Source organism: Luteimonas endophytica, from assembly GCF_029887875.1.
GTDB classification, from domain to species: domain Bacteria; phylum Pseudomonadota; class Gammaproteobacteria; order Xanthomonadales; family Xanthomonadaceae; genus Luteimonas; species Luteimonas endophytica.
Genome location: NZ_JARXRM010000043.1, coordinates 179,234 through 200,175, shown reverse-complemented (window position 1 = coordinate 200,175; position 20,942 = coordinate 179,234). Strand labels below are relative to the sequence as shown.

Annotated in this window: 17 protein-coding genes and 1 pseudogene; 5 read left to right on the top strand and 13 right to left on the bottom strand. The window is 71.5% G+C overall.

What is annotated here, in order from left to right; translation table 11 throughout:
- The 7 genes from QFW77_RS14420 to murJ form a co-directional block, all read right to left on the bottom strand.
- A partial coding sequence (locus QFW77_RS14420; protein WP_280575467.1) for a PepSY-associated TM helix domain-containing protein occupies positions 1–1,500 on the bottom strand: 1,500 nt, incomplete at its 3' end.
- 25 nt (positions 1,501–1,525) lie between these two features.
- Positions 1,526–1,858 (bottom strand): DUF3649 domain-containing protein, encoded by a 333-nt coding sequence (locus QFW77_RS14415; protein WP_280575466.1) that lies wholly within the window; start codon positions 1,856–1,858, stop codon positions 1,526–1,528.
- Positions 1,859–1,913: 55 nt separating this feature from the next.
- On the bottom strand, positions 1,914–3,998 hold the full coding sequence (locus QFW77_RS14410; protein ID WP_280575465.1) for a TonB-dependent siderophore receptor: 2,085 nt from the start codon (positions 3,996–3,998) through the stop codon (positions 1,914–1,916).
- A gap of 199 nt (positions 3,999–4,197) precedes the next feature.
- Positions 4,198–4,731 carry a signal peptidase II gene (gene lspA, locus QFW77_RS14405; RefSeq protein WP_280575464.1) on the bottom strand — a complete coding sequence of 178 codons (534 nt, stop codon included), beginning with the start codon at positions 4,729–4,731 and terminating at the stop codon, positions 4,198–4,200.
- A gap of 16 nt (positions 4,732–4,747) precedes the next feature.
- Positions 4,748–7,558, bottom strand: a complete 2,811-nt coding sequence (gene ileS, locus QFW77_RS14400) for an isoleucine--tRNA ligase (protein WP_280575603.1) — start codon at positions 7,556–7,558, stop codon at positions 4,748–4,750.
- Positions 7,559–7,620: 62 nt separating this feature from the next.
- Complete coding sequence (locus tag QFW77_RS14395; RefSeq protein ID WP_280575463.1) at positions 7,621–8,616, bottom strand: bifunctional riboflavin kinase/FAD synthetase; 996 nt, start codon at positions 8,614–8,616, stop codon at positions 7,621–7,623.
- Positions 8,617–8,894: 278 nt separating this feature from the next.
- Complete coding sequence (gene murJ, locus QFW77_RS14390) at positions 8,895–10,553, bottom strand: murein biosynthesis integral membrane protein MurJ (RefSeq protein ID WP_425603342.1); 1,659 nt, start codon at positions 10,551–10,553, stop codon at positions 8,895–8,897.
- A gap of 136 nt (positions 10,554–10,689) precedes the next feature.
- On the opposite strand from murJ, the gene rpsT reads away from it, so the two are divergent.
- A complete protein-coding gene (rpsT, locus tag QFW77_RS14385; RefSeq protein ID WP_280575462.1) occupies positions 10,690–10,959 on the top strand; it encodes a 30S ribosomal protein S20 in 270 nt (89 codons plus the stop codon).
- Between the two features lie 205 nt (positions 10,960–11,164).
- Here rpsT and cgtA read toward each other — a convergent pair whose 3' ends face one another.
- The 3 genes from cgtA to rplU all read right to left on the bottom strand — a co-directional run bounded on the left by cgtA (position 11,165) and on the right by rplU (position 13,027).
- The gene (gene cgtA / locus QFW77_RS14380; protein ID WP_280575461.1) at positions 11,165–12,211 is read right to left on the bottom strand and encodes an Obg family GTPase CgtA; all 1,047 of its coding nucleotides are present in this window, start codon (positions 12,209–12,211) and stop codon (positions 11,165–11,167) included.
- Between the two features lie 219 nt (positions 12,212–12,430).
- Positions 12,431–12,694: a 50S ribosomal protein L27 gene (rpmA, locus tag QFW77_RS14375; protein WP_280575460.1), complete on the bottom strand. Its 264-nt coding sequence runs from the start codon at positions 12,692–12,694 to the stop codon at positions 12,431–12,433.
- 12 nt (positions 12,695–12,706) lie between these two features.
- Entirely contained in the window at positions 12,707–13,027 is a 321-nt protein-coding gene (rplU, locus tag QFW77_RS14370; protein ID WP_280575459.1) for a 50S ribosomal protein L21, read from the bottom strand.
- 406 nt (positions 13,028–13,433) lie between these two features.
- Between rplU and uvrA the strand changes: the two genes are divergently transcribed.
- The 4 genes from uvrA (at position 13,434) to QFW77_RS14350 (ending at position 18,319) form a co-directional block, all read left to right on the top strand.
- The gene (uvrA, locus tag QFW77_RS14365) at positions 13,434–16,376 is read left to right on the top strand and encodes an excinuclease ABC subunit UvrA (protein ID WP_280575458.1); all 2,943 of its coding nucleotides are present in this window, start codon (positions 13,434–13,436) and stop codon (positions 16,374–16,376) included.
- A gap of 218 nt (positions 16,377–16,594) precedes the next feature.
- Positions 16,595–17,029: an acyl-CoA thioesterase gene (locus tag QFW77_RS14360; protein WP_280575457.1), complete on the top strand. Its 435-nt coding sequence runs from the start codon at positions 16,595–16,597 to the stop codon at positions 17,027–17,029.
- Between the two features lie 152 nt (positions 17,030–17,181).
- The gene (locus QFW77_RS14355; RefSeq protein ID WP_280575456.1) at positions 17,182–17,946 is read left to right on the top strand and encodes an enoyl-CoA hydratase/isomerase family protein; all 765 of its coding nucleotides are present in this window, start codon (positions 17,182–17,184) and stop codon (positions 17,944–17,946) included.
- A 1-nt stretch (position 17,947) separates the two neighbouring features.
- A complete protein-coding gene (locus QFW77_RS14350) occupies positions 17,948–18,319 on the top strand; it encodes a VOC family protein (protein ID WP_280575455.1) in 372 nt (123 codons plus the stop codon).
- 16 nt (positions 18,320–18,335) lie between these two features.
- Here QFW77_RS14350 and QFW77_RS14345 read toward each other — a convergent pair whose 3' ends face one another.
- From QFW77_RS14345 to QFW77_RS14335, 3 genes and pseudogenes are all read right to left on the bottom strand, one after another.
- Positions 18,336–18,728, bottom strand: coding sequence for a GFA family protein (locus QFW77_RS14345; protein ID WP_280575454.1), 393 nt, complete (start codon positions 18,726–18,728; stop codon positions 18,336–18,338).
- Positions 18,729–18,933: 205 nt separating this feature from the next.
- Complete coding sequence (locus tag QFW77_RS14340; protein ID WP_280575453.1) at positions 18,934–19,794, bottom strand: sulfurtransferase; 861 nt, start codon at positions 19,792–19,794, stop codon at positions 18,934–18,936.
- A pseudogene (locus QFW77_RS14335) lies at positions 19,791–20,614 on the bottom strand (NUDIX hydrolase). The gene QFW77_RS14340 and the pseudogene QFW77_RS14335 overlap by 4 nt, the downstream one beginning before the upstream one ends.
- Positions 20,615–20,942 lie beyond the last annotated feature (328 nt).

Here is a 20,942-nt window from a genome sequence, read left to right as displayed (position 1 = left end):
CGCCGGCGCCAGACGCCGATGCAGGCGCGCGGCGATCGCCGCGAACGCCAGCGCGAAGCCGATCGCCACCAGGTCGACGGCGGCCAGCGCCCAGTCGCCGCGTGCGGCGCTCGCGAACAAATGGCTGCGCGGCGCGCCAGCCAGGTTGGCCACCGGAATCGCCGCCATCGCCAGCGCGGTCGCGGCGAACAGGTCGCGCCAGCCGCGCCCCGAACGTTCGCGGATCGCGCCCCAGGCCGCGGCCGCGATCCAGGCGATCCAGAACGCGGCGACCTCGGCACCGGCGCGGTCCGGCAGCCCCGCCGGCAGCAGCCGGTTCGCGACCAGCATCGCCGCACAGGCGAACGGCATCCCGGCGACCACGCCGACGTTCAGCGCGCGCACCAGCCCGTAGCCGCTGAGCGCACCGGCCGCGGCCACGCGCTGCTCGCGCTTGCGCACCCAGACCTGCATCCCGGTGGCGAGCATCACGCACCCCGCCAGGCCGAGCACGAAGTACAGCCAGCGCAGCGGCGCACCGCCGAACTGCGCCATGTGCAGGCCGCCGAGGAAGGCGTAGGTGTCGTAGCCGGCGGTCGCCGGCGCGGACTGGTGCACGAACGCGCCGGTCGCGGCGTCGTAGTGCACCTGCTGCATGTCCCAGGCGATGCGGCGCGAATGGTCGGTGCCGAACGAGATCATGGCGCTGGCGTCGGCCGGGTGGTGGATCGACGCCCACTCCACCCGTGCGCCCATGCGCCGCTCGGCGTCGGCGACCAGCGCGTCGACCGAGTGCAGCGACGGCAGCGGCCGGCCGACCTCCGGCCGCTCGTAGAAGCCGCCGGCCTCGGCGTAGAACTTCTCGACGTCGCCGCCGTACGCGGCCTGGGTGCCGCCGAAGATGTAGCTGGCGGCGAAGATCGCAACGCCGGTGTAGGCGATCATCAGGTGGAACGGCAGGCCCAGCACGCCGGCGAGGTTGTGGCCGTCGAGCCAGGCGCGCTGGCCACCGCCACGCCAGCGCAGCATGAAGAAGTCCTTGAAGATCTTCTTGTGGGTGATCACCCCGGCGACCAGCGCGACCATCATCAGCATCCCGGTGAAGCCGACCAGATACATGCCCCACAGGCCCGCGTGCAGGTCGTAGTGCAGCTGGAAGAAGAACTGGCCCGGGCCGGATGCCGGAATCGGCTCGCCGTCGCGCGGGTCGAGCAACACCTGGCCCTCGCTGCCGTCGTCGTTGAACCAGAACGCCTCCATGCCGCGCTTGCGCTCGCCGGACACGTGCGCCCACCACACGTGCGCATCGGGGGCGTGTTCGCGCACCCGCGCGAAGCCTGCATCGAACCGGGTCGGCTGCGGACCGGCGAGGTCGTGCAGCGACGGCCGCGCCCAGTCGTCCAGTTCGCGGTCGAAGCAGGCGATGGTGCCGCCGACGAAGATCACGAACAGCAGCCAGCCGGCGAGCAGCCCGGACCAGGTGTGCAGCCAGGCCATCGACTGGCGCAGCGAGTGCTTCATGCCCCTGCCCTCCCCCGAACCGCGGTCATGGCCGCAGCGCCTGTTCGGCCAGCAGCGCCGCCAGGCCCAGCATCGCCAGCGCCAGCAGTAGCGGGATGCCCGCCGCGCGCTTCCAGTCGCGCGCGCCGAACGCGTACACCGCCGCCGCGCACCACACCGGGAACGCCAGCAGCGCGCCGGCGACCACCCGGTCGGGCCGCGCGAACGGGAGCACCGACGCGGCCAGCGCCGAGAAGGCGTGCGCGAGCAGGTAGCCGCCGAACGCGGCGGCCAGGGTGCGCACCAGCACTTCGACGGCGTGGCGCCAGCCGCCGGCGCGGCGCTTGTTCGATGCCTGGGTCAGGACCTGGGTCGTCATCGGATCGGTTTCCTGTTCGTGCCCGGCCGCGGCCATGGCCCCGGGCGCGCATCCTTCAGAAGCGGTAGCCGATGGTCAGCGAGGCATTGGCCGGTGCCGCATAGTAGCCCTGCTCCCAGTAGAGGCTGCCGAGGTACTTCTCGTCGGTCAGGTTGTCCAGGTTGAGGGTCGCCTCCCAGCCGTTGCCGGTGCGGTAGCCGGCCATCAGGCCGAGGACCGCGTAGCTGTCCTGGCGGATCTCGGTCGCGCTGCCGTCGGCCAGCAGCGCCTCGCGGTGGATGTCGTCCTGCCAGCGCACCGAACCGCCCAGGCGCAGGCCCGGCACCGCCGCGATCCGCGCGACCGCCGACGCGCGCAGCATCGAGCGCGGTACGTAAGTGCGCGCCTCGTTGCCGTCGCGGTCCTCGACCTCGAGCCTGGTGAACCCCGCCGACAGCGACCAGGTCCGGCCGAGTTCGCCGGCCACCTCCAGCTCGAAGCCTTCGGAGCGCGCGTCCTCTCCCTCGTAGATCGAGCGGCCGGTGTCCGGATCGAAACCGATCGCCAGCGCCAGGTTGTCCTGGCGCACGCGGAACGCGGCCGCCGAGGCGTTCAGCCGTCCGTCGAACCATTCGCCCTTGATCCCGGCCTCGACGTTGCGGCCCTCGATCGGGTCCAGCGGCGTGCCGCTGGCGTCGAGCTCGGTCTGCTGCGCGAAGATCCCGCCGTACGCGGCGTATAGCGAGTAGGCCGGGGCGAAGTCCCAGACCGCGCCGACGAAGGGCGTGGTCTTCGACGCGTCGGTCGCCTTGGGAGTGCCGTACCCGGTGCCGGCCATCCGCACCTGCGAGCGGTTGGCGCCGGTGGTGAGCCGGAACGCGTCGGCCAGGTTCCAGCGCGCGTTGACGTAGAGACTGTCGCGACGGAAATCGAAGTCGGAGCCGTCGGAAAACGCGTCGAACGCCGGTTTCGGGTAGCTGCCGTCGAACTGCTCGAGCGGCGGCAGCGGGGTGCCGATGTCGTTGCCGTACCAGGACAGTTCGCGCACGTCGCTGTCGGCCCAGCTGGCGCCGACGACCAGGTCGTGGGAACGGCCGCCCAGCTCGAACCGGCCGCTGGCGCGCAGGTCGGCGTGCAGCGCGCGCACGGTGACGTCGTAGGCCGACGGGTACGAGAACAGGCCGAGTCCGGTCTCGCGGTCGGGCACGCCGTAGACATAGAAGATCTCCGCGTCCTCGGTCTTCTCGTGATGGTTGACCTCGCCGCGCAGCGTCCAGCCGTTGCCGAAGGCGTGGCTGATACCGGCGAACGCGCGCGTGTCGCGCGTATCCCAGTACGACCAGTCCGCCGCGGTGCTGGTGCCGCGGCGGTAGTCGGTCGGCGTCCCGTCGCTGTAGTACAACGGCAGCGCGCCCCACAGCGGGCTGTCGGCACCGTTGGCCTGGCGCGAGACGCCGGCGCTGAGCAGGGTGTTCTCGCCCAGGTCGGCCTCGACCACCCCGTACACGACGGACTTCTCGAGCGCGTAGCGGTCGAGCCAGCTCTCGCCGTCTTCGTAGGCGCCCACCACGCGCCCGCGCACCGCACCGCTGCCGAGCGGGCCGGACAGGTCCGCATCCACACGCTTGCGGTCCCAGCTGCCATAGGTGGCCTGCAGCGCGGCCTCGAACTCCCCGCTCGGGCGCTTGCGCACGAAGTTGATCGTGGCAGAGGGGTTGCCGGTGCCGGACATCAGGCCGTTGGCGCCGCGCAGCACCTCGATGCGGTCGAACACGGCGGTGTCGATGTCGCCGTTCTGGATCCCGTAGGGCAGCGGCACGCCGAGCCCGTCGAACTGGAAGTTGGTGATGTCGAACCCGCGCGCGGTGTAGTAGGTGCGGCTGGTCTCGACCCGTTCGACGACGATGCCGGTGGTCGATTCCAGCGCGTCGTTGAGGTTGTCCAGCCCGAAGTCGTCGAGCTGGTCGCGGGTCAGCACGCTGACCGACTGCGGGGTTTCACGCGGGGTCAGGGACAGGCCGGTGCCGGCGCTGGTCGGCGGCGCCGCATAGCCCGCCTGGCGGGTGCCTTGGACCTCGACCCGGTCCAGGTCGACCGGATCGGCGAGCGCCAGCTCCGCGCTGGCCGCCGCGTCGTCGGCGGCGGCCAGCGACAGGGGCATCCAGGCGGCGAGCGCGAGCGCGCAGCAAACGGACAGGCGGTGGCGACGCGGGGCGGGTGCCGGGCAAGGCTGGGGCATGGGTCGGCGGTCTCGAAGGGGATCGGCGCCGGTCCGGCCGGCGCGTGGCCGCCCATTCTAAATGCGAGACAGTCTCATGTGCAAACGAATCTCATTCGTTAAGCCCCGGCGGCGCGCCGCGTCACCGCGTGCCGCCGGGTTCGCCGTCACGCCGGGTGCCCCCGCCGCCGAGCAGCCCGAACAGGGCGATGCCGATGGCGCCGCCGACGATCGCCGAGTCGGCCAGGTTGAACGCCGGCCAGTAGTGGTCGCGCCAGTGCCACTGGATGAAGTCGACCACGTGGCCGTGCAGCTGGCGGTCGATGACGTTGCCGATCGCGCCACCGATCACCAGCGCGAACGGCAGCGCGGTCCTCCAGTCCCGGCGCGGGGTGCGCGCCAGCCACCACGCCAGCAGGCCGCTGATGCCGAACGCCAGCACGGTGAAGAACCACTTCTGCCAGCCGCCGGCATCGGCCAGGAAGCTGAAGGCGGCGCCGGTATTGTAGGTGCGGTACCAGTTCCAGAAGCCCTCGATCACCGGGATCGCGGTGTACTCGGGCAGGCTGGTCAGCACCCACCATTTGCTGAGCTGGTCCAGTGCGATCACCAGCACCGAGACCAGCAGCCAGGGCAGCGCGTTGGGAACCTCGGGGGACAGGGGCTTGGTCGTCATCGCAGATCGCCGCCGTTCAGAACCATTGCCGATCCTCGCCAGGGCCTTCGATGTTGGACACGCAGCGGCCGCACAGCTGCGGGTGCGCGGGGTGGGTGCCGACGTCCGCACGGCGCTGCCAGCAGCGCACGCACTTGGTCTTGGCGGTCGGGGTGGCGAGGATGCCGACCTCGCCGGCGTCGGCATCGGCCTCGATCGCGACGTCGCCGCTGATCAGCAGGAACCGCAGCTCTTCGGCCAGCGGCGCCAGCCGGGCCTGCTGGCCCGGACCGCAGCGCAGGGTGATCTCGGCATCCAGCGCCGCCCCGATCGCGCCGCTGGCGCGCATCGGCTCGAGCACCTTGGCGACCCGCTCGCGCAGCGCCAGCAGGCCGTCGAAGTCGTCCGCCGAGAGCGGCGCGTCCGCGGGCAGCGGCGCCAGGCCCTCGTACCAGGTGGCGAACAGCACGTTGTCCGGCCGCGGCCCCTCGGCGGTGGCCGCCGGCAGGTGACGCCACATCTCGTCCGCGGTGAACGACAGGATCGGCGCGATCCAGCGCACGAAGGCCTCGGCCACCCGGTACATCGCGCTCTGCGCGCTGCGCCGCCCGCGCGAATCCTCCGGCATGGTGTACAGCCGGTCCTTGGTGACGTCCAGGTACAGCGACCCCAGGTCGACGCTGCAGAAGTTCGACAGCGCCTGGACGATCTCGGGAAAGTCGTAGCGCCCGCAGGCGGCGACGATCTTCTGCTGCAGGGCATGGGCGCGGTGCACGATCCAGCGGTCCAGCATCACCATGTCGTCGACCGGGCGCAGGTGAACGGCGGGGTCGAACCCGTTGAGGTTGCCGAGCAGGAAGCGCGCTGTGTTGCGGATGCGGCGATAGGCGTCGGCGCTGCGCTTGAGGATCTCGTCGGAGACCGACATCTCGTTGCGGTAGTCGGCGGCGGCGATCCACAGCCGCAGCACGTCGGCGCCCATCGCGTCCACGACCTTCTGCGGCGCGATCACGTTGCCCAGCGACTTGGACATCTTGCGGCCGTCGGCGTCGACCGCGAAGCCGTGGGTCAGCACCTGCCGGTAGGGCGCCGCGCCGTCCATCGCCACGCCGGTCAGCAGCGAGGACTGGAACCAGCCGCGGTGCTGGTCGGAGCCCTCCAGGTACAGCTCGGCCGGCTTGTGCAGCCCGTCTTCCGGCCGCTGCTCCAGCACGCAGGCGTGGGTGACGCCGGAATCGAACCAGACGTCGAGGATGTCGTTGACCTTGTCGTAGCGCGCGGCTTGCGCGGCGCCGAGCAGCTCGGCCGGCTCCAGCGCGTACCAGGCGTCCACGCCCTCGCGCTCGACGCGCTCGGCAACGCGGCGCATCAGCGCCGGCGAATCGGGGTGCGGCTCGTTGGTTTCCCGGTCGACGAACAGCGCGATCGGCACGCCCCAGTAGCGCTGGCGCGAGATGGTCCAGTCCGGGCGCCCCTCGACCATGCCGGCGATGCGCGCCCGGCCCCACTCGGGGAACCATTGCACCTGTTCGATCGCCGCCAGCGCGTCGCGGCGCAGGCCGGCCTGCTCCATGGAGATGAACCACTGCGGGGTGGCGCGAAACGCCACCGGGGTCTTGTGGCGCCAGCAGTGCGGGTAGCTGTGCTGCAGCGGCGCGTGCGCCAGCAGGCTGCCGTTGCCGCGCAGCACCTCGACCAGCAGCGGGTTGGCCTTCCAGATGTGCACGCCGGCCAGCACGGTGTCGCCCGCGGGCGGGGTCGACGGCAGGTACGCGCCGCGCGCGTCCACCGGGTTGAGTTCGGCTGCGCCGTAGCGCTCGTTGATGCCGTAGCGCCGGCCGACCGCGAAGTCCTCCTGGCCGTGCCCGGGCGCGGTGTGCACCGCTCCGGTGCCGTCCTCGTCGGACACGTGCTCGCCGAGGATCAGCGGGATGGTGCGCTGCGCATAGAACGGGTGGCGCAGTTCCAGGCCCTCCAGGGCACTGCCGCGGGCACGGCCGAGCACGACCGTCTCGCCGACGCCGTAGCGCTGCAGTGCGGAGGCGGCCAGCGCCTCGGCCAGCACCAGCAGCTGGCGGGCGCCGTCGCGGCGCGGGCCCTCGACCAGCACGTAGTCCAGTTCCGCGCCCAGCGACACCGCCAGCGAGGCCGGCAGCGTCCACGGGGTGGTGGTCCAGATCGGCACCGCCACCGCGGTGCCCGCTTCGATCGCGGCGCCGAACGCGTGCGCCAGCGCGGACGGGTCGAGCGCGGCGTAGGCCACGTCGATCGCCGGCGACTGCCGGTCGGCGTACTCGATCTCCGCCTCCGCCAGCGCCGACTGGCAATCGAAGCACCAGTGCACCGGCTTGAAGCCGCGATTGACGTGGCCGCGCTCGACGATGCGGGCCAGCGCCCGCAGCATGTCCGCCTCGTAGCGATAGGTCATGGTGCGGTAGGGGTTGTCCCAGTCGCCGAGCACGCCCAGGCGCTTGAAGTCGGTGCGCTGCAGCTCGATCTGCTCGGCGGCGTACTCGCGGCACTTGGCGCGGAACGCGGCGGCGTCGAGTTTTTCGCCGACCTTGCCGTGCTTCTTCTCCACCGCATGCTCGATCGGCAGGCCGTGGCAGTCCCAGCCCGGCACATAGGGCGCGTCGTAGCCGGCCATCAGCTTCGACTTGACGATGACGTCCTTGAGCACCTTGTTGACCGCGTGGCCGATGTGGATCACGCCATTGGCGTACGGCGGACCATCGTGCAGCACCCAGGTCGGCCGGCCGCGCGCCTGTTCGCGAATGCGCCCGTACAGGTCCTCCTGGTACCAGCGCGCCAGCGTCTCCGGTTCGCGCCGCGGCAGGTCTCCGCGCATCGGGAAGTCCGTGGCCGGCAGCAGGATCGTCGCCTTGTAGGGGTTGTTGCTGGAATCTGCGCTCACGCGGAAGCCTGTCGTTGTGCGGCGGTGTGGGGAAGATCCGCGTCCGTCGGGCCGGCTGCGCGGCCATCGACCAGCAGCCGGCGCGCCTGCGCGGCGTCGCGGTCCATCTGCGCGACCAGGGCCGGCAGGTCGTGGAACTTTTCCTCGTCGCGCAGCCGCGCCACGAACTCTATCCCGATGCGGCGACCGTACAGGTCGCCGTCGAAGTCGAACAGGTGCGCCTCGAGCAGCGGCTCGACCCCGCCGACGGTGGGCCGGGTCCCGAAGCTCGACACCGCGGGCCACGGCGTCTCGGCGATCCCGTGGACGCGGGTGGCGTAGATCCCGCGCAGCGCCGGCACCTTGCCGCCGAAGCGCAGGTTGGCGGTCGGATAGCCGAGCGTGCGGCCCAGCCTGCGCCCGGGCACCACGTGGCCGGCGATGGCGTACGGACGGCCGAGCAGCCGGGTCGCGGCGGCGAAATCGCCGGCGGCCAGCGCCGCGCGGATCCGGGTGCTGGAGACCCGTTCGCCGTCCAGCCGCAGCGGCTCGATCTCACCGGCGCGAAAGCCGTGCTTCGCGCCCTTCCGGTGCAGGGTGTCCAGGTCGCCGGCGCGGCGGTGGCCGAAGCGGAACCCGGGCCCGACCCAGACCTCGCGCGCGCGCAGCCGGCCCGCCAGCACCGTGGCGGCGAACGCTTCCGGGGACATCGAGGCGGTGCTGCGATCGAAGCGCAGCAGCCCGACGACTTCGACGCCCAGCGCGCGCAGGCCCAGCACCTTGGCCCGCGGCAGCATCAGCCGCGGCGGCGGCGCATCCGCCGCGAAGAACTCGCGCGGCAACGGTTCGAAGGACAGCGCGACTGCCGGCACGCCGAGCGCGTGCGCCCGCGCCACCGCGTGCCGCACCAGCGCCTGGTGGCCCAGATGCAGGCCGTCGAACGCGCCGATGCAGACCACGCTGCCGCCGGGGCACACCGGCCCGCCATCGACGTCGCGAAAGAGTCTGGACATGAAGCCCGGCAGTATAAGACCAGACGCAACCCCCCGACCGCCGCCCCACCCGGAGCCGGCGACGAGCGACCGCCCCCTGTAGGAGCGGCCCATGGCCGCGAAGGCCGCCGGTGCCTCCGGTCGGGTCGGCCGCGATTCCGGGCTCGGCTGGCCGCGCGGGCCTTCGCGTGGATGCACGCTCCTACGAGAAGCGGCCCTGCCGCGGGGCCCGGTAGGAGCGGCCCATGGGCCGCGATGGCCGCGGGACGCGTAGGCCATCCGCGGTGGCGATTCCCGGCTCAGTGCCGCAGGTGGCGCGGGCGCAGTCCCTGCAGGTACAGCAGCACCAGGTAGGTCGCCCCGCCGCTGCCCACCGTCGCCAGGAGTTTCCACAACCGCTCGCTCCAGTGCCAGGCGGTCCAGTCGCGCCATGTCCACAGCAGCGCCGCGACCACCGCCACCATCCCCGCGCAGGCCACCAGCAGCTGCAGCGCGTAGCGGCCCCAGCCGGGCTGGCGCACGTAGACCCCGGCCCGGCGCAGGTACCACCACAGCTGCAGCGCATTGGCCCAGCCGGCCGCCGCGATCGCCAGCGCCAGGCACACGTGTGCGCCGGGCAGCTCGGCCAGCGCCGCGCGCGGCCCGGTGTCGCCGGTCAGCGCCCGCGCGGCCGCCCCGGCGTCGCTCAGGTAGAGCAGCGCGCCCAGCAGCCCCAGCGACAGCACCACGTTGATCGCGACCGCCGCCACCGCCGCCTTCACGGGGGTGCGGGTGTCCTGGCGCGCGTAGAACGCCGGCGCCAGCACCTTGACCAGCAGGAACGCGGGCAGCGCCGTGGCCAGGGCGATCACGCTCCAGCTGCTCATCCGGGTGTCCTCGGCGGTGAAGCGGCCGTGCTGGAACAGCGTGGCCACCAGCGCCTCGGCGCAGAGCATCAGTCCGAGGCAGGCCGGCACCGCGATCAGCAGGCACAGCCGCAGGCCCCAGTCGAGCGCCCGCGAGAACCCGCCCGGATCGGTGGCCGCGTGGCGGCCCGACAGGTGCGGCAGGATCACCGTGCCGATGGCCACCCCGAACATGCCCAGCGGGAACTCGATCAGCCGGTCGGAGAAGTACAGCCAGGTGACGCTGCCGCCGATCAGGAACGAGGCCAGCACGGTGTTGAGCAGCAGGTTGAGCTGCGCCACCGAGGACCCGAACAGGGTCGGCACCATCAGCCGCATGATCCGCCGTACGCCCTGGTGCGCGGCGCCCCAGCGCGGCCGCGGCAGCAGCCCCAGGCGGGCCAGCGACGGCAGGTGGAAGGCGAACTGGAGGATGCCGGCGGCGAACACGCCCCAGGCCAGCGCCATCACCGGCACCTGCATCCGCGGCGCCAGCGCCAGCGCGGCGGCGATCATCGCCAGGTTGAGCAGCACCGGCGAGACCGCCGGCACCGCGAAGCGCCGGTAGCTGTTGAGGATGCCGCCGGCCAGCGAGGCCAGCGAGATGAACAGCAGGTACGGGAAGGTGATCCGCAGCATGTCCGCGGCCAGCTCGCCCTGGCCGCCGGCGGCGTCGAACCCGGGCGCGAACAGGCGGACCACCCACGGCGCCGCCAGTACCGCCAGCGCGGTGATCGCCAGCAGGGCCGCCAGCAGGGTGCCGGCCACCCGGTCCACCAGCTCCTTGACCGCGGCGTGATCGCGTTTCTCCCGGTACTCGGCCAGCACCGGCACGAACGCCATCGAGAACGAACCCTCGGCGGAGAGCCGGCGCATGAAGTTGGGAATCCTGAACGCGACCACGAAGGCATCCATCGCCGGCCCGGCGCCGAACACGCCGGCATAGACCTGGTCGCGGACCAGCCCGGAGATCCGCGACAGGAAGGTCATCGCGCTGAACACCGCGGTGGAGCGCAGCAGCCCGCCGCGGGCGGCTTGCTCCGGCGCGGCGGCGCCCGGGTCCGGCGCGCTCACCGCGCCCCTCCGCCGGTGTGGGTGCTGTTGACCCGAATCACTGAATCCCCCATAATTTCCGGCTCGTTTGTCCAGCCGCCTGCCCGAACCGGCGCTGGCACCCCAGATTCGTCACCCAGTTTCCAGGATTCCCGCCGTGGCCAACATCAAGTCCGCCAAGAAGCGCGCCAAGCAGACCGTCGTGCGCAACCAGCGCAACGGCAGCCAGCGCTCGATGCTCCGCACCGCCGTCAAGAAGGTGCTCAAGGCGCTCGACGCCAACGATGCCGCCGGCGCCCAGGAGGCCTTCCAGGCCGCCCAGCCGCTGCTCGACCGCTTCAGCGCCCGCGGCCTGATCCACCGCAACAAGGCCGCCCGCCACAAGAGCCGCCTGACCGCGCGGATCAAGGCGCTGCAGGCCGCCTGAGGCCGCGTTTCCGGCCCTCGCGAAAGACCCGGCTCCGGCCGGGTTTTTTGTTGCCCGACGTCCCCGGACCATCCGGACACCAGCTCGGGCCGAGCGCCCGCGGCCGCCAAAAGCCGGACCGCATGGCTCGACCGCTCCTCTGCCGTTCATGGGAGAGGGAAACGTGGTGAGGGCGCGCCCGGAAACCACCCTCCCCGCCTCGGCCTCACGGCCCCTCGGCATCCGCCGCTTCCGCGGCTTCCTCCGCCAGGCGGTCGAGGAAGCTCTGCACCTTCAGCATCACCTCGCGGGTGCCGGCATGCGCCAGGCCCGAGACCAGGAACCACGGCTGCTCCCAGCCCAGCGCGGCGACGATCCGCTCCGCCTCGGCGCGCGCATCCGCTTCGGGCAGCAGGTCGGCCTTGTTGATCAGCAGCCAGCGCGGCTTGTCGAGCAGGCCGGCGTCGAACCTGCCCAGTTCGCGCTCGATCGCGCGCACCTGATCCACCGCATCGCTGCCGTCGAGCGGCTGGATCTCGACCAGGTGCAGCAAAAGCCGGGTGCGCTGGATGTGGCGCAGGAACAGCGCGCCGAGCCCGGCGCCCTCGGCCGCGCCCTCGATCAGCCCGGGGATGTCGGCGATCACGAAGCTGCGGTGCGGCTCGGTGCTGACCACGCCGAGGTTGGGGTACAGGGTGGTGAACGGATAGTCCGCGACCTTGGGCGTCGCCGCCGACACCGCCCGTACCAGGGTGCTCTTGCCGGCGTTGGGAAAGCCCAGCAGGCCGACGTCGGCCAGCAGCTTCAGCTCCAGGCGCAGCAGCCGCTCCTCGCCCTCCTCGCCCGGCGTGGCCTTGCGCGGGGCGCGGGTGACCGAGCTCTTGAAGTGCATGTTGCCGAGCCCACCGCGGCCGCCGCGCGCCACCAGCACGCGCTGGCCATGCGCGGTGAGGTCGCCGATCACCTCGTCGGTGGCGACGTTGATCACCACGGTGCCGACCGGGACCACGATGGTCAGCGGCTCGCCGGCCTTGCCGTACATCTGCCGGCCCATGCCGTTCTCGCCGCGTTGCGCCTGGAAGCGCTTCTGGTGGCGGAAGTCGACCAGGGTGTTGAGGTTCTCGTTCGCCTCCAGCCAGACGCTGCCACCCTCGCCGCCGTCGCCGCCGTCGGGTCCGCCGAGCGGGATGTACTTCTCGCGGCGGAACCCCACGCAGCCGTTGCCGCCGTTGCCGGCGGTCACGGTGATTTCGGCTTCGTCTACGAGTTTCATGGGGTGCGATTCGGAATCGGGGATTCGTGACTGGAAAGAGCAGGAGGCGCCAGCGACCAAGTCTAACCGCGGCCAACGGGGACCGGTGGAAACCGGAGAAAGGGTGGCGAATCCGGGTTCTTTCGAATCACCAATCCCGAATCACCAATCACGCCCAAAGAAAAGCCCCGCCAATGCGGGGCTCTTCTTCGGCGAATCGATTCGCGTTCGACGCGCGGATCAATTCGCAGCGGCGACGACGCTCACCGTGCGGCGCTTCTTGGCGCCCTTGACGGCGAACTCGACGGTGCCGTCGACCAGCGCGAACAGCGTGTGATCACGGCCCAGGCCGACGCCGGAACCCGGGTGGAACTGGGTGCCGCGCTGGCGAACGATGATGTTGCCGGCCTCGATCGCCTGGCCGCCGTAGATCTTCACGCCCAGGTACTTCGGATTGGAATCGCGGCCGTTGCGGCTCGAACCTACGCCCTTCTTGTGTGCCATGGCTGCGTCTCCTCAGTTCTTCTCGCCACCGGAAATGCCGGTGATCTCGATTTCGGTGTAGTGCTGCCGGTGCCCCATGCGCTTCATGTGGTGCTTGCGGCGGCGGAACTTGATGATCCGCACCTTGTCGGCGCGGCCGTGGGACTTGACGGTGGCCGAAACGGTGGCGCCCTTGAGCGCGTCGCCGAGCTTGACGCCCTCGCCGTCGCCCAGCATCAGGATCTGATCGAACTTGATCTGCTTGCCGGCTTCGGTCTCGAGCTTCTCGACGCGAATCGTTTCGCCTTCCATCACGCGGTACTGCTTGCCGCCGGTGACGATGACTGCGTACATGACCAGACTTCCTCTGTAGTTATTGTGGTCGCTGCCCGGATCGAGCCGGGACAGAAGCGGAATTGTAGGGCTTTCAGCAGCTTAGGGTCAACAACCCGGCGCTTTTTGGTACCTGGCCGCGGGAGCGGCGGCGGCCACGCGCAGCGCCGGGGGGAGCGCCGGGGGGGAGCGGCTGCCGGAAGCCGCGTGCGTCGCGGCTGCTCCCCCGGCCCCTCCGATCGCTCCCCCTCCCGGTTCATCGGGGCCCGTCGCAGGAGATGAGACGACCCCGCCGCAGGCTGGCCGGCGGCTTGCCGTGGCCGGGTTTGCCCCCATATCGGCCGCTCGGTAGGCTGCTCGATTGGCCGCCCCTCCCCCTCCCCCGCCCGGCCGCCCACGGCGCCCGGACAACCCGGACCTCCCCCCGATGGCGATGGATTTCATCCGCATCCGCGGTGCCCGTACCCACAACCTGAAGAACATCGATCTCGACCTGCCGCGCGACAAGCTGATCGTGATCACCGGCCTGTCCGGCTCGGGCAAGTCCTCGCTGGCTTTCGACACCATCTACGCGGAGGGGCAGCGCCGCTACGTGGAATCGCTGTCGGCCTACGCCCGCCAGTTCCTCAGCGTGATGGAGAAGCCCGACATCGACCACATCGAGGGGCTGTCGCCGGCGATCTCGATCGAGCAGAAATCTACCTCGCACAACCCGCGCTCGACCGTCGGCACCATCACCGAGATCTACGACTACCTGCGCCTGCTGTACGCGCGGGTGGGCATGCCGCGCTGCCCGGATCACCACTACCCGCTGGAGGCCCAGACGGTCAGCCAGATGGTGGACCAGGTGCTGACCTTCGACCCCGAGCAGCGCTGGATGCTGCTGGCCCCGGTGGTGCGCGAGCGCAAGGGCGAGCATGCGCAGGTCTTCGAGCAACTGCGCGCGCAGGGCTACGTGCGGGTCCGGGTCGATGGCGAGATCCACGAGATCGACGCCGTGCCGCCCCTGGCGCTGCGCCAGAAGCACACCATCGAAGCGGTGATCGACCGTTTCAAGGTGCGCGAGGACATCAAGCAGCGCCTGGCCGAGTCGTTCGAGACTGCACTCAAGCTCGGCGACGGCATGGCCTCGGTGCGCTCGCTGGACGCGCCGGAGGCCGACGCGCACCTGTTCTCCTCCAAGTACAGCTGCCCGGTCTGCGACTACGCCCTGCCGGAACTCGAGCCGCGGCTGTTCTCGTTCAACTCGCCGGTCGGCGCCTGCCCGTCCTGCGACGGCCTGGGCGTCAGCCAGTTCTTCGATCCCGACCGGGTGGTGGTGCATCCCGAACTCAGCCTCGCCGCCGGCGCGGTGCGCGGCTGGGACCGCCGCAACCACTACTACTTCCAGCTGATCGCGTCGCTGGCCAAGCACTACCGGTTCGACGTCGACACTCCCTGGCAGGACCTGTCCGAGAGCGCGCGCCAGGCGGTGCTGTACGGCAGCGGCAACCAGGCCATCAGCTTCACCTACATCACCGAGGGCGGCAGCCGCAGCCAGCGCAAGCACCGTTTCGAAGGGATCCTGCCGAACCTGGAGCGGCGCTACCGGGAAACCGAGTCCTCGGCGGTGCGCGAGGAACTTTCCAAGTACATCAGCGAGCGCCCCTGCCCGGACTGCGGCGGCGCCCGCCTCAACCGCTCGGCGCGCAACGTGTTCGTGGCCGAGCGGCCGCTGCCGGAGATCGTGGTGCAGCCGATCGGCGACGCGCTGGCGTTCTTCGGCCAGATGCAGCTGCCCGGCTGGCGCGGCGAGATCGCCGGCAAGATCGTCAAGGAGATCCGCGAGCGGCTGAAGTTCCTGGTCGACGTGGGCCTCGACTACCTCACCCTGGAGCGCAAGGCCGACACGCTCTCCGGCGGCGAGGCGCAGCGCATCCGCCTGGCCTCGCAGATCGGCGCCGGCCTGGTCGGGGTGATGTACGTGCTCGACGAGCCTTCGATCGGCCTGCACCAGCGCGACAACGAGCGCCTGCTGGAGACGCTCACCCGGCTGCGCGACCTCGGCAATACCGTGATCGTGGTGGAGCACGACGAGGATGCGATCCGCCTGGCCGACCACATCGTCGACATCGGGCCCGGCGCGGGGGTGCACGGCGGCGAGGTCGTCGCCCAGGGCGACTACGCCGACATCCTGGAGGCGCCGCGTTCCCTGACCGGGCAGTACCTGTCCGGCAAGCGCCGCATCGAGGTGCCGCCGAAGCGCAACCGCGCCAACGCCAAGATGCTGCTGAAGCTGCGCGGCGCCTCCGGCAACAACCTGCAGGACGTCGACCTGACCATCCCTGCCGGGCTGTTCACCGCGATCACCGGGGTATCCGGCTCGGGCAAGTCGACCCTGATCAACGACACCCTGTACAAGCTCACCGCCAACGAGATCAACGGCGCCTCGCACAAGCCTTCGCCGTACCGCGACGTGCAGGGCCTGGACCTGTTCGACAAGATCGTCGACATCGACCAGTCGCCGATCGGCCGCACCCCGCGCTCCAACCCGGCCACCTATACCGGCCTGTTCACGCCGTTGCGCGAACTGTTCGCGCAGGTGCCCGAGGCGCGCGCGCGCGGCTATTCCCCGGGCCGCTTCAGTTTCAACGTGCGCGGGGGCCGCTGCGAGGCCTGCCAGGGCGACGGCCTGATCAAGGTGGAAATGCACTTCCTGCCGGACGTCTACGTGCCCTGCGACGTCTGCCACGGCAAGCGCTACAACCGCGAGACGCTGGAGATCCTCTACAAGGGCAAGAGCGTCCACGACGTGCTGGAGATGACGGTGGAGGACGCCCTGGAGCTGTTCCAGCCGGTGCCGCCGATCGCCCGCAAGCTGGAGACGCTGCTCGACGTGGGCCTCGGCTACATCCGCCTCGGCCAGCCGGCGACCACCCTGTCCGGCGGCGAGGCGCAGCGCGTCAAGCTGTCCAAGGAACTGTCGCGGCGCGACACCGGCCGCACCCTGTACATTCTCGACGAGCCCACCACCGGCCTGCACTTCCACGATATCGAGCACCTGCTGGCGGTACTGCACAAGCTGCGCGACGACGGCAACACCGTGGTGGTGATCGAGCACAATCTCGACGTGATCAAGACCGCCGACTGGGTGGTCGACCTCGGCCCCGAGGGCGGCCACCGCGGCGGGCGGATCATCGCCGAGGGCACTCCGGAGGACGTGGCCGGCATGGCGCATTCCTACACCGGGCAGTTCCTGGCGAAGATGCTCGGCGTCCCCGCCGCACCCGCCGATGCCGCGCCTCCGGCGGCGAAACAGGAGCCCAAGAAACCCCGCGCCGCGCGCAAGAAGGCGGCCGCCAAGCCCGCCGGCAAGCGCGCGCGCGGCTGACGCCCCGGGAGGTGCCGGGGTGCCATCGCTGCCAAGGTCGCCGGCAGCGCCCGCCCCGCGTAGGAGCGGCCCATGGCCGCGAAGGCCGCGGCGGGCTCCGGCCGGGTTGGCGGTGATGCTCGATACGGCCGACCGCGCCGGCTTTCGCGTGCATGGCACGCTCCTGCGGATCTGCACTGCGGTTCTGCCCACCTACCGTCCGAGAGGCTTTCACCGAGATGAGCGACCACACCCCCATCCCGCTGTTCCGCATGCCGCTGGAAGTGCGCTGGCGCGACCTGGATGCCTTCGAGCACGTCAACAATTCCAACTTCCTCACTTATCTGGAGGAGGCGCGGATCCGCTGGTGCGAGTCGCTCGACGGGGAATGGCTGACCGAAACCGCAGCGCCGCTGCTGGCGGCGGTGCAGCTCAACTACCGCACCCCGATCCCCTACCCGGCGTCGATCGTGGTGGAACTGGCGTGCGAGCGGCTCGGCAACAGCAGCATCACCATCGCCCATCGCATCACCGGCGATGACGGCGCGACCCTCTACGCCGACGGCCACGTGGTGATGGTCTGGGTGGAGCGCGCCAGCGGCCGCCCCACGCCGCTGCCCGAAGCGGTGCGCCAGGCCGCCCGCGGCACCGACCCTCGCCCGGGCAGGGCGTAACCGCCAGCTACCTCCCCGGTCGCAGCGCTCCCCCCCGCCACCGTACCGAGAAGGCCGGACCCGGCTCCCGCGCGAGCTGCCTGTCGCGCCGCGGAACCCGCCCACCGCCGCATGACGGTAAGCTCCCGGGCTCCCGATCCCGGTCCGAGCCCATGCCGCACATCGCCCAGCACCACCACCAGCACGACATCGTCGAACTGCGCCTCGAGCGCGCACCGGTCAACGCGCTCGACCCGGACCTCTGCGCCGAGCTGCGCAGCGCGATCGACGCGGCGGTCGACGGCGGCGCCGAGGGCCTGGTGCTGTCGGGCGGCCCGAAGGTGTTTTCGGCCGGCCTCGACGTCCCGTTCCTGCTCACCGTGCAGGCCGATGCGGCCGCACTGCGCCAGGCCTGGAACACCTTCTTCGACGCCGCACGCGCGCTCGCCGCCTGCCCGGTCCCGGTGGTGGCCGCCATCGGCGGCCACGCGCCGGCGGGCGGCTGCGTGCTGGCGCTGTGCTGCGACTACCGGGTGATGGCGGATGGCCCGTTCGCGATCGGCCTCAACGAGACCCAGGTCGGCATCGGCATCCCGCCCGGCATCCTGCGGCTGATGCGGCGTACCGTGGGCCGGCGCCAGGCCGAACGCCTGCTGGTGGCGGGCGAGATGGTGCCGGCCGCGCGCGCCCACGCGATCGGCCTGGTCGACGAGCTCACCGGCGTCGACGAAGTGGTGACCCGCGCCGCCGCATGGCTGCAGGAGCTGCTGCGGCTGCCGCGCAAGCCGATGCTGGCGACCCGCCGGCTGGCGCGCGAGGACCTGGTGGATGCGCTGACCGACGAGAGCCTGCAGCTGGACCATTTCCTGCGCGAATGGCACGACCCGGACACCCAGCAGGCCCTGCGCGAGATGCTGGCACGGATCGGCAAGGGCTGACATGGCGGCCCAGACGCGATCGCTCGTCGCCTTCGCGCACGTGGCCAGCGTGGAGCGCAGCATCGCGTTCTACCGGGACCTCGGCTTCGAGGCGAAGAACACCGTCGTACCGCATGGCCGAACCGCGCCCGTCTGGGCGTGGCTGGAGAGCGGCAGGGCCGAGCTGATGGTCGGCCTGGCCGACGGGCCGGTCGACGCGTCGCAGCAGGCGATCCTGTTCTATCTGTACTTCGACGACATCGGGCGGACGCGCGACGCATTGATCGCGTGCGGCCATTCGCCGGGGGAGATCACGTATCCGTTCTACATGCCGGGCGGCGAGTTCAGGCTGGAAGATCCGGACGGCTATGTGCTGATGCTGGCGCAGGCCTAGCTGCGCCCTCCTCGCCCTACGCCTCGGTGCGGCCCGTTGCATCCCGGTCCCGCTCGTAGCGCCTGGCGAGCGGGAACGGCGGCAGCCAGGACTCGCGCCGGACCGTCCACAGTTCGTAGGTCGGCACCAGCTGGTCCGGGGCATCCAGCGATCCCAGGTTGATCTCGACCTCGTCCTCGCTCCGCCCGAAGACCGTGGAACCGCAACGGGGACAGAACGCGCGGCCCGCGTAGGCGCGCGTGTCGCCGGTGATCGTCACCGCGTCTGCGGGGAAGATCGCGGAGGCGTGGAACAGCGCGCCATGGTGCTTGCGACAATCGAGGCAATGGCAAAGGCCGACCCGATGGGGGCGCCCCGACGCCTCGATCCTCACCTCGCCGCACAGGCATCCGCCGGTGTACCGGTCCATGCGCGTCTGCTCCGCAACCAGGGGTCGGCATGTTTACACCGGACGATCCCGCTGCGGCAATCGCGTGATGGAGCATCAGGCGTTGTCAGCTGCGCGCTCCGGCGCGGGAACGAGCGAGACCCGTCGATACGATGCGGCGTTGCGGTTCGCGACGAACACGCCATCCGGCGGTCGAGGCGACCGCGGAGCGACGGCGCCGGGCGGCTCACTCCGTTCCGGTCGCCACCGGTCGCGCCGGATCGTCGATCCAGCCGCTCCACGATCCCGTGTACAGCCGCGCACCCTCCAGCCCGGCATGTTCCATCGCCAGCAGGTGATGGCAGGCGGTGACGCCGGAGCCGCACATCGCGACGGCCCGCTCCGGCGCACGGCCGGACAGCAGCGCCTCGAACTCCTCGCGCAACCGCGCCGGGGCCTTGAAGCGCCCGCCGCTCAAGTTGTCCGAATACGGGCGATTCCTCGCCCCCGGGACATGCCCGGCAACGCGGTCGACCGGCTCGATCCGGCCGCGAAAGCGCTCGCCGGCGCGCGCGTCGAGCAGCAATCCGCCCTGGCGGAGATGCGCCTGCACCTGCGCAGCGTCGAGCAGGCGCGCGCGGTCGAACTCAGCGGCGGGATACTCGGCCGGGGCCGGCGATGCGGGCACGGCAGCCTCGCAGGGCAGCCCGAGCGCGGACCAGCGCGCCCAGCCGCCATCGAGCACCGCGACCGGGCCATGGCCGAGCGCGCGCAGCAGGAACCACAGCCGCGCGGCGAAGGCGCCATCGCCGGCGTCGTAGGCCACGACCTGCGAGCCCGGCCCGACGCCCCAGGCGCCCAGCCGCTGGCGCAGCGCGGCGGCCGCGGGCCAGGGATGCCGGCCCGCGCCGCTGCCGGGTGCCGGCGGCGCCGACAGGTCCCTGTCCATGTCGGCATGCGCGGCGCCGTGGACGTGGCCCGCGCTCCAGGCGGCCACGCCTGCCGCTGGATCGGTCAGGGAGTGCCGGCAGTCGACCACCACCAGCTCCGGCGCTCCCAGCCTCGCGGCCAGATCCTCGGCCTGCACCAGGGTGGTCCAGGCGCTCATGCGCGCGCCTCCGCGGCCTCGCGCAGGCGCTCGCGCAGGTTCAACAGGATCGAGGCGGTGGCGCCCCAGATCCGGTGCGGGACCAGCCTGGCGTCGCTGCGGAACTGCAACACCTGGCGGCGGCGCCCGGCGTAGTCGATCTCCAGCCGCTCGAGGCTGTGCGGCGCCAGCAGGTACGAGAGCGCGACTTCGAACACGTCGGCCACCTCGCCGGGGTGCGGGACCGCCACGAAGCCGGGATCGAGCCGCGCCACCGCCGGCAGCACCCGGAAGCCGCTGACGGTGAGCATCGGATCCAGGTACCCGAGCGGCTCGGCCTGCGCTGCGGCCAGGCCGATCTCCTCGTTCGCCTCGCGCAGCGCCGCGGCCAGGGCGTCGCGATCGCCCGGCTCGATGCGGCCGCCGGGAAAGCTGACCTGGCCGGCGTGCTGGCGCAGCGCCTCGGTGCGCCGGGTCAGCAGCACCCGCGGGCCGTCGTCCCGCTGCACCAGGCCCACCAGCACCGCCGCCTGCAAGCGGCTGGCCGCCGGCGGCAGCAGGTCGGCGAGTTCGTCCAGGTTCCAGCCTTCGCCCAGCGGCGGCGCATCCAGCGGATGCAGCGCCGGCACCAGCTCGGCGATGGACACCTGCGGGCTCACGTCCGCCGCGCTTCGCGCGCGGGCAGCACGGTTTCCATCAGCCACGCGCGCTCGCGCTCGCCCATCTGCAGCCAGCGGGCGATCTCGGTACCGGTGCGGTAGCACCCCAGGCACAGGCCCGCCTCGTCGAGCGTGCAGACGCCGGTGCAAGGGGTGAGGACCGCGTTGGAGGAGCTGCTCATGCGGACAGTCTAGAGATCGAGCCGTGGCGGCGCAGCCATGCGCCGGGAATCGGTACGTGGCGGTGGCCCGGAATCATCGCCGACCTCGCCCGACGTTCCCGCGGGCTTCGCGGCCATGGGACGCTCTTGCGGCGTAGGCGCAAGCCCGAGCCGCCCGGCTGCGTAGGAGCGTGCCATGCAGGCGAAGGCCGGCGCGGCGACGAAGCCAGAAATCGCCGCCAGCCCCGCCGACGCTCCCGCGGCCTTCGCGGCCATGGGCCGCTCCTACCGGAGGGGAGGTTCGCTGCCGCGCTGCGCGGCGAACCTGGCCCCGAAAACGGCCGCGCCC

Bases quoted from the DNA above. Each gene is read 5' to 3' on its own strand.
- QFW77_RS14350 (WP_280575455.1), top strand. From the start codon at position 17,948: ATGGCGGCCCAGACGCGATCGCTCGTCGCCTTCGCGCACGTGGCCAGC.
- QFW77_RS14360 (WP_280575457.1), top strand. From the start codon at position 16,595: ATGAGCGACCACACCCCCATCCCGCTGTTCCGCATGCCGCTGGAAGTG.
- lspA (WP_280575464.1), bottom strand. From the start codon at position 4,731: ATGACGACCAAGCCCCTGTCCCCCGAGGTTCCCAACGCGCTGCCCTGG.
- QFW77_RS14410 (WP_280575465.1), bottom strand. From the start codon at position 3,998: ATGCCCCTGTCGCTGGCCGCCGCCGACGACGCGGCGGCCAGCGCGGAG.
- QFW77_RS14355 (WP_280575456.1), top strand. From the start codon at position 17,182: ATGCCGCACATCGCCCAGCACCACCACCAGCACGACATCGTCGAACTG.
- ileS (WP_280575603.1), bottom strand. From the start codon at position 7,558: ATGCGCGGAGACCTGCCGCGGCGCGAACCGGAGACGCTGGCGCGCTGG.
- QFW77_RS14340 (WP_280575453.1), bottom strand. From the start codon at position 19,794: ATGAGCGCCTGGACCACCCTGGTGCAGGCCGAGGATCTGGCCGCGAGG.
- QFW77_RS14345 (WP_280575454.1), bottom strand. From the start codon at position 18,728: ATGGACCGGTACACCGGCGGATGCCTGTGCGGCGAGGTGAGGATCGAG.
- uvrA (WP_280575458.1), top strand. From the start codon at position 13,434: ATGGCGATGGATTTCATCCGCATCCGCGGTGCCCGTACCCACAACCTG.
- QFW77_RS14415 (WP_280575466.1), bottom strand. From the start codon at position 1,858: ATGACGACCCAGGTCCTGACCCAGGCATCGAACAAGCGCCGCGCCGGC.
- QFW77_RS14395 (WP_280575463.1), bottom strand. From the start codon at position 8,616: ATGTCCAGACTCTTTCGCGACGTCGATGGCGGGCCGGTGTGCCCCGGC.
- cgtA (WP_280575461.1), bottom strand. From the start codon at position 12,211: ATGAAACTCGTAGACGAAGCCGAAATCACCGTGACCGCCGGCAACGGC.
- rplU (WP_280575459.1), bottom strand. From the start codon at position 13,027: ATGTACGCAGTCATCGTCACCGGCGGCAAGCAGTACCGCGTGATGGAA.
- rpmA (WP_280575460.1), bottom strand. From the start codon at position 12,694: ATGGCACACAAGAAGGGCGTAGGTTCGAGCCGCAACGGCCGCGATTCC.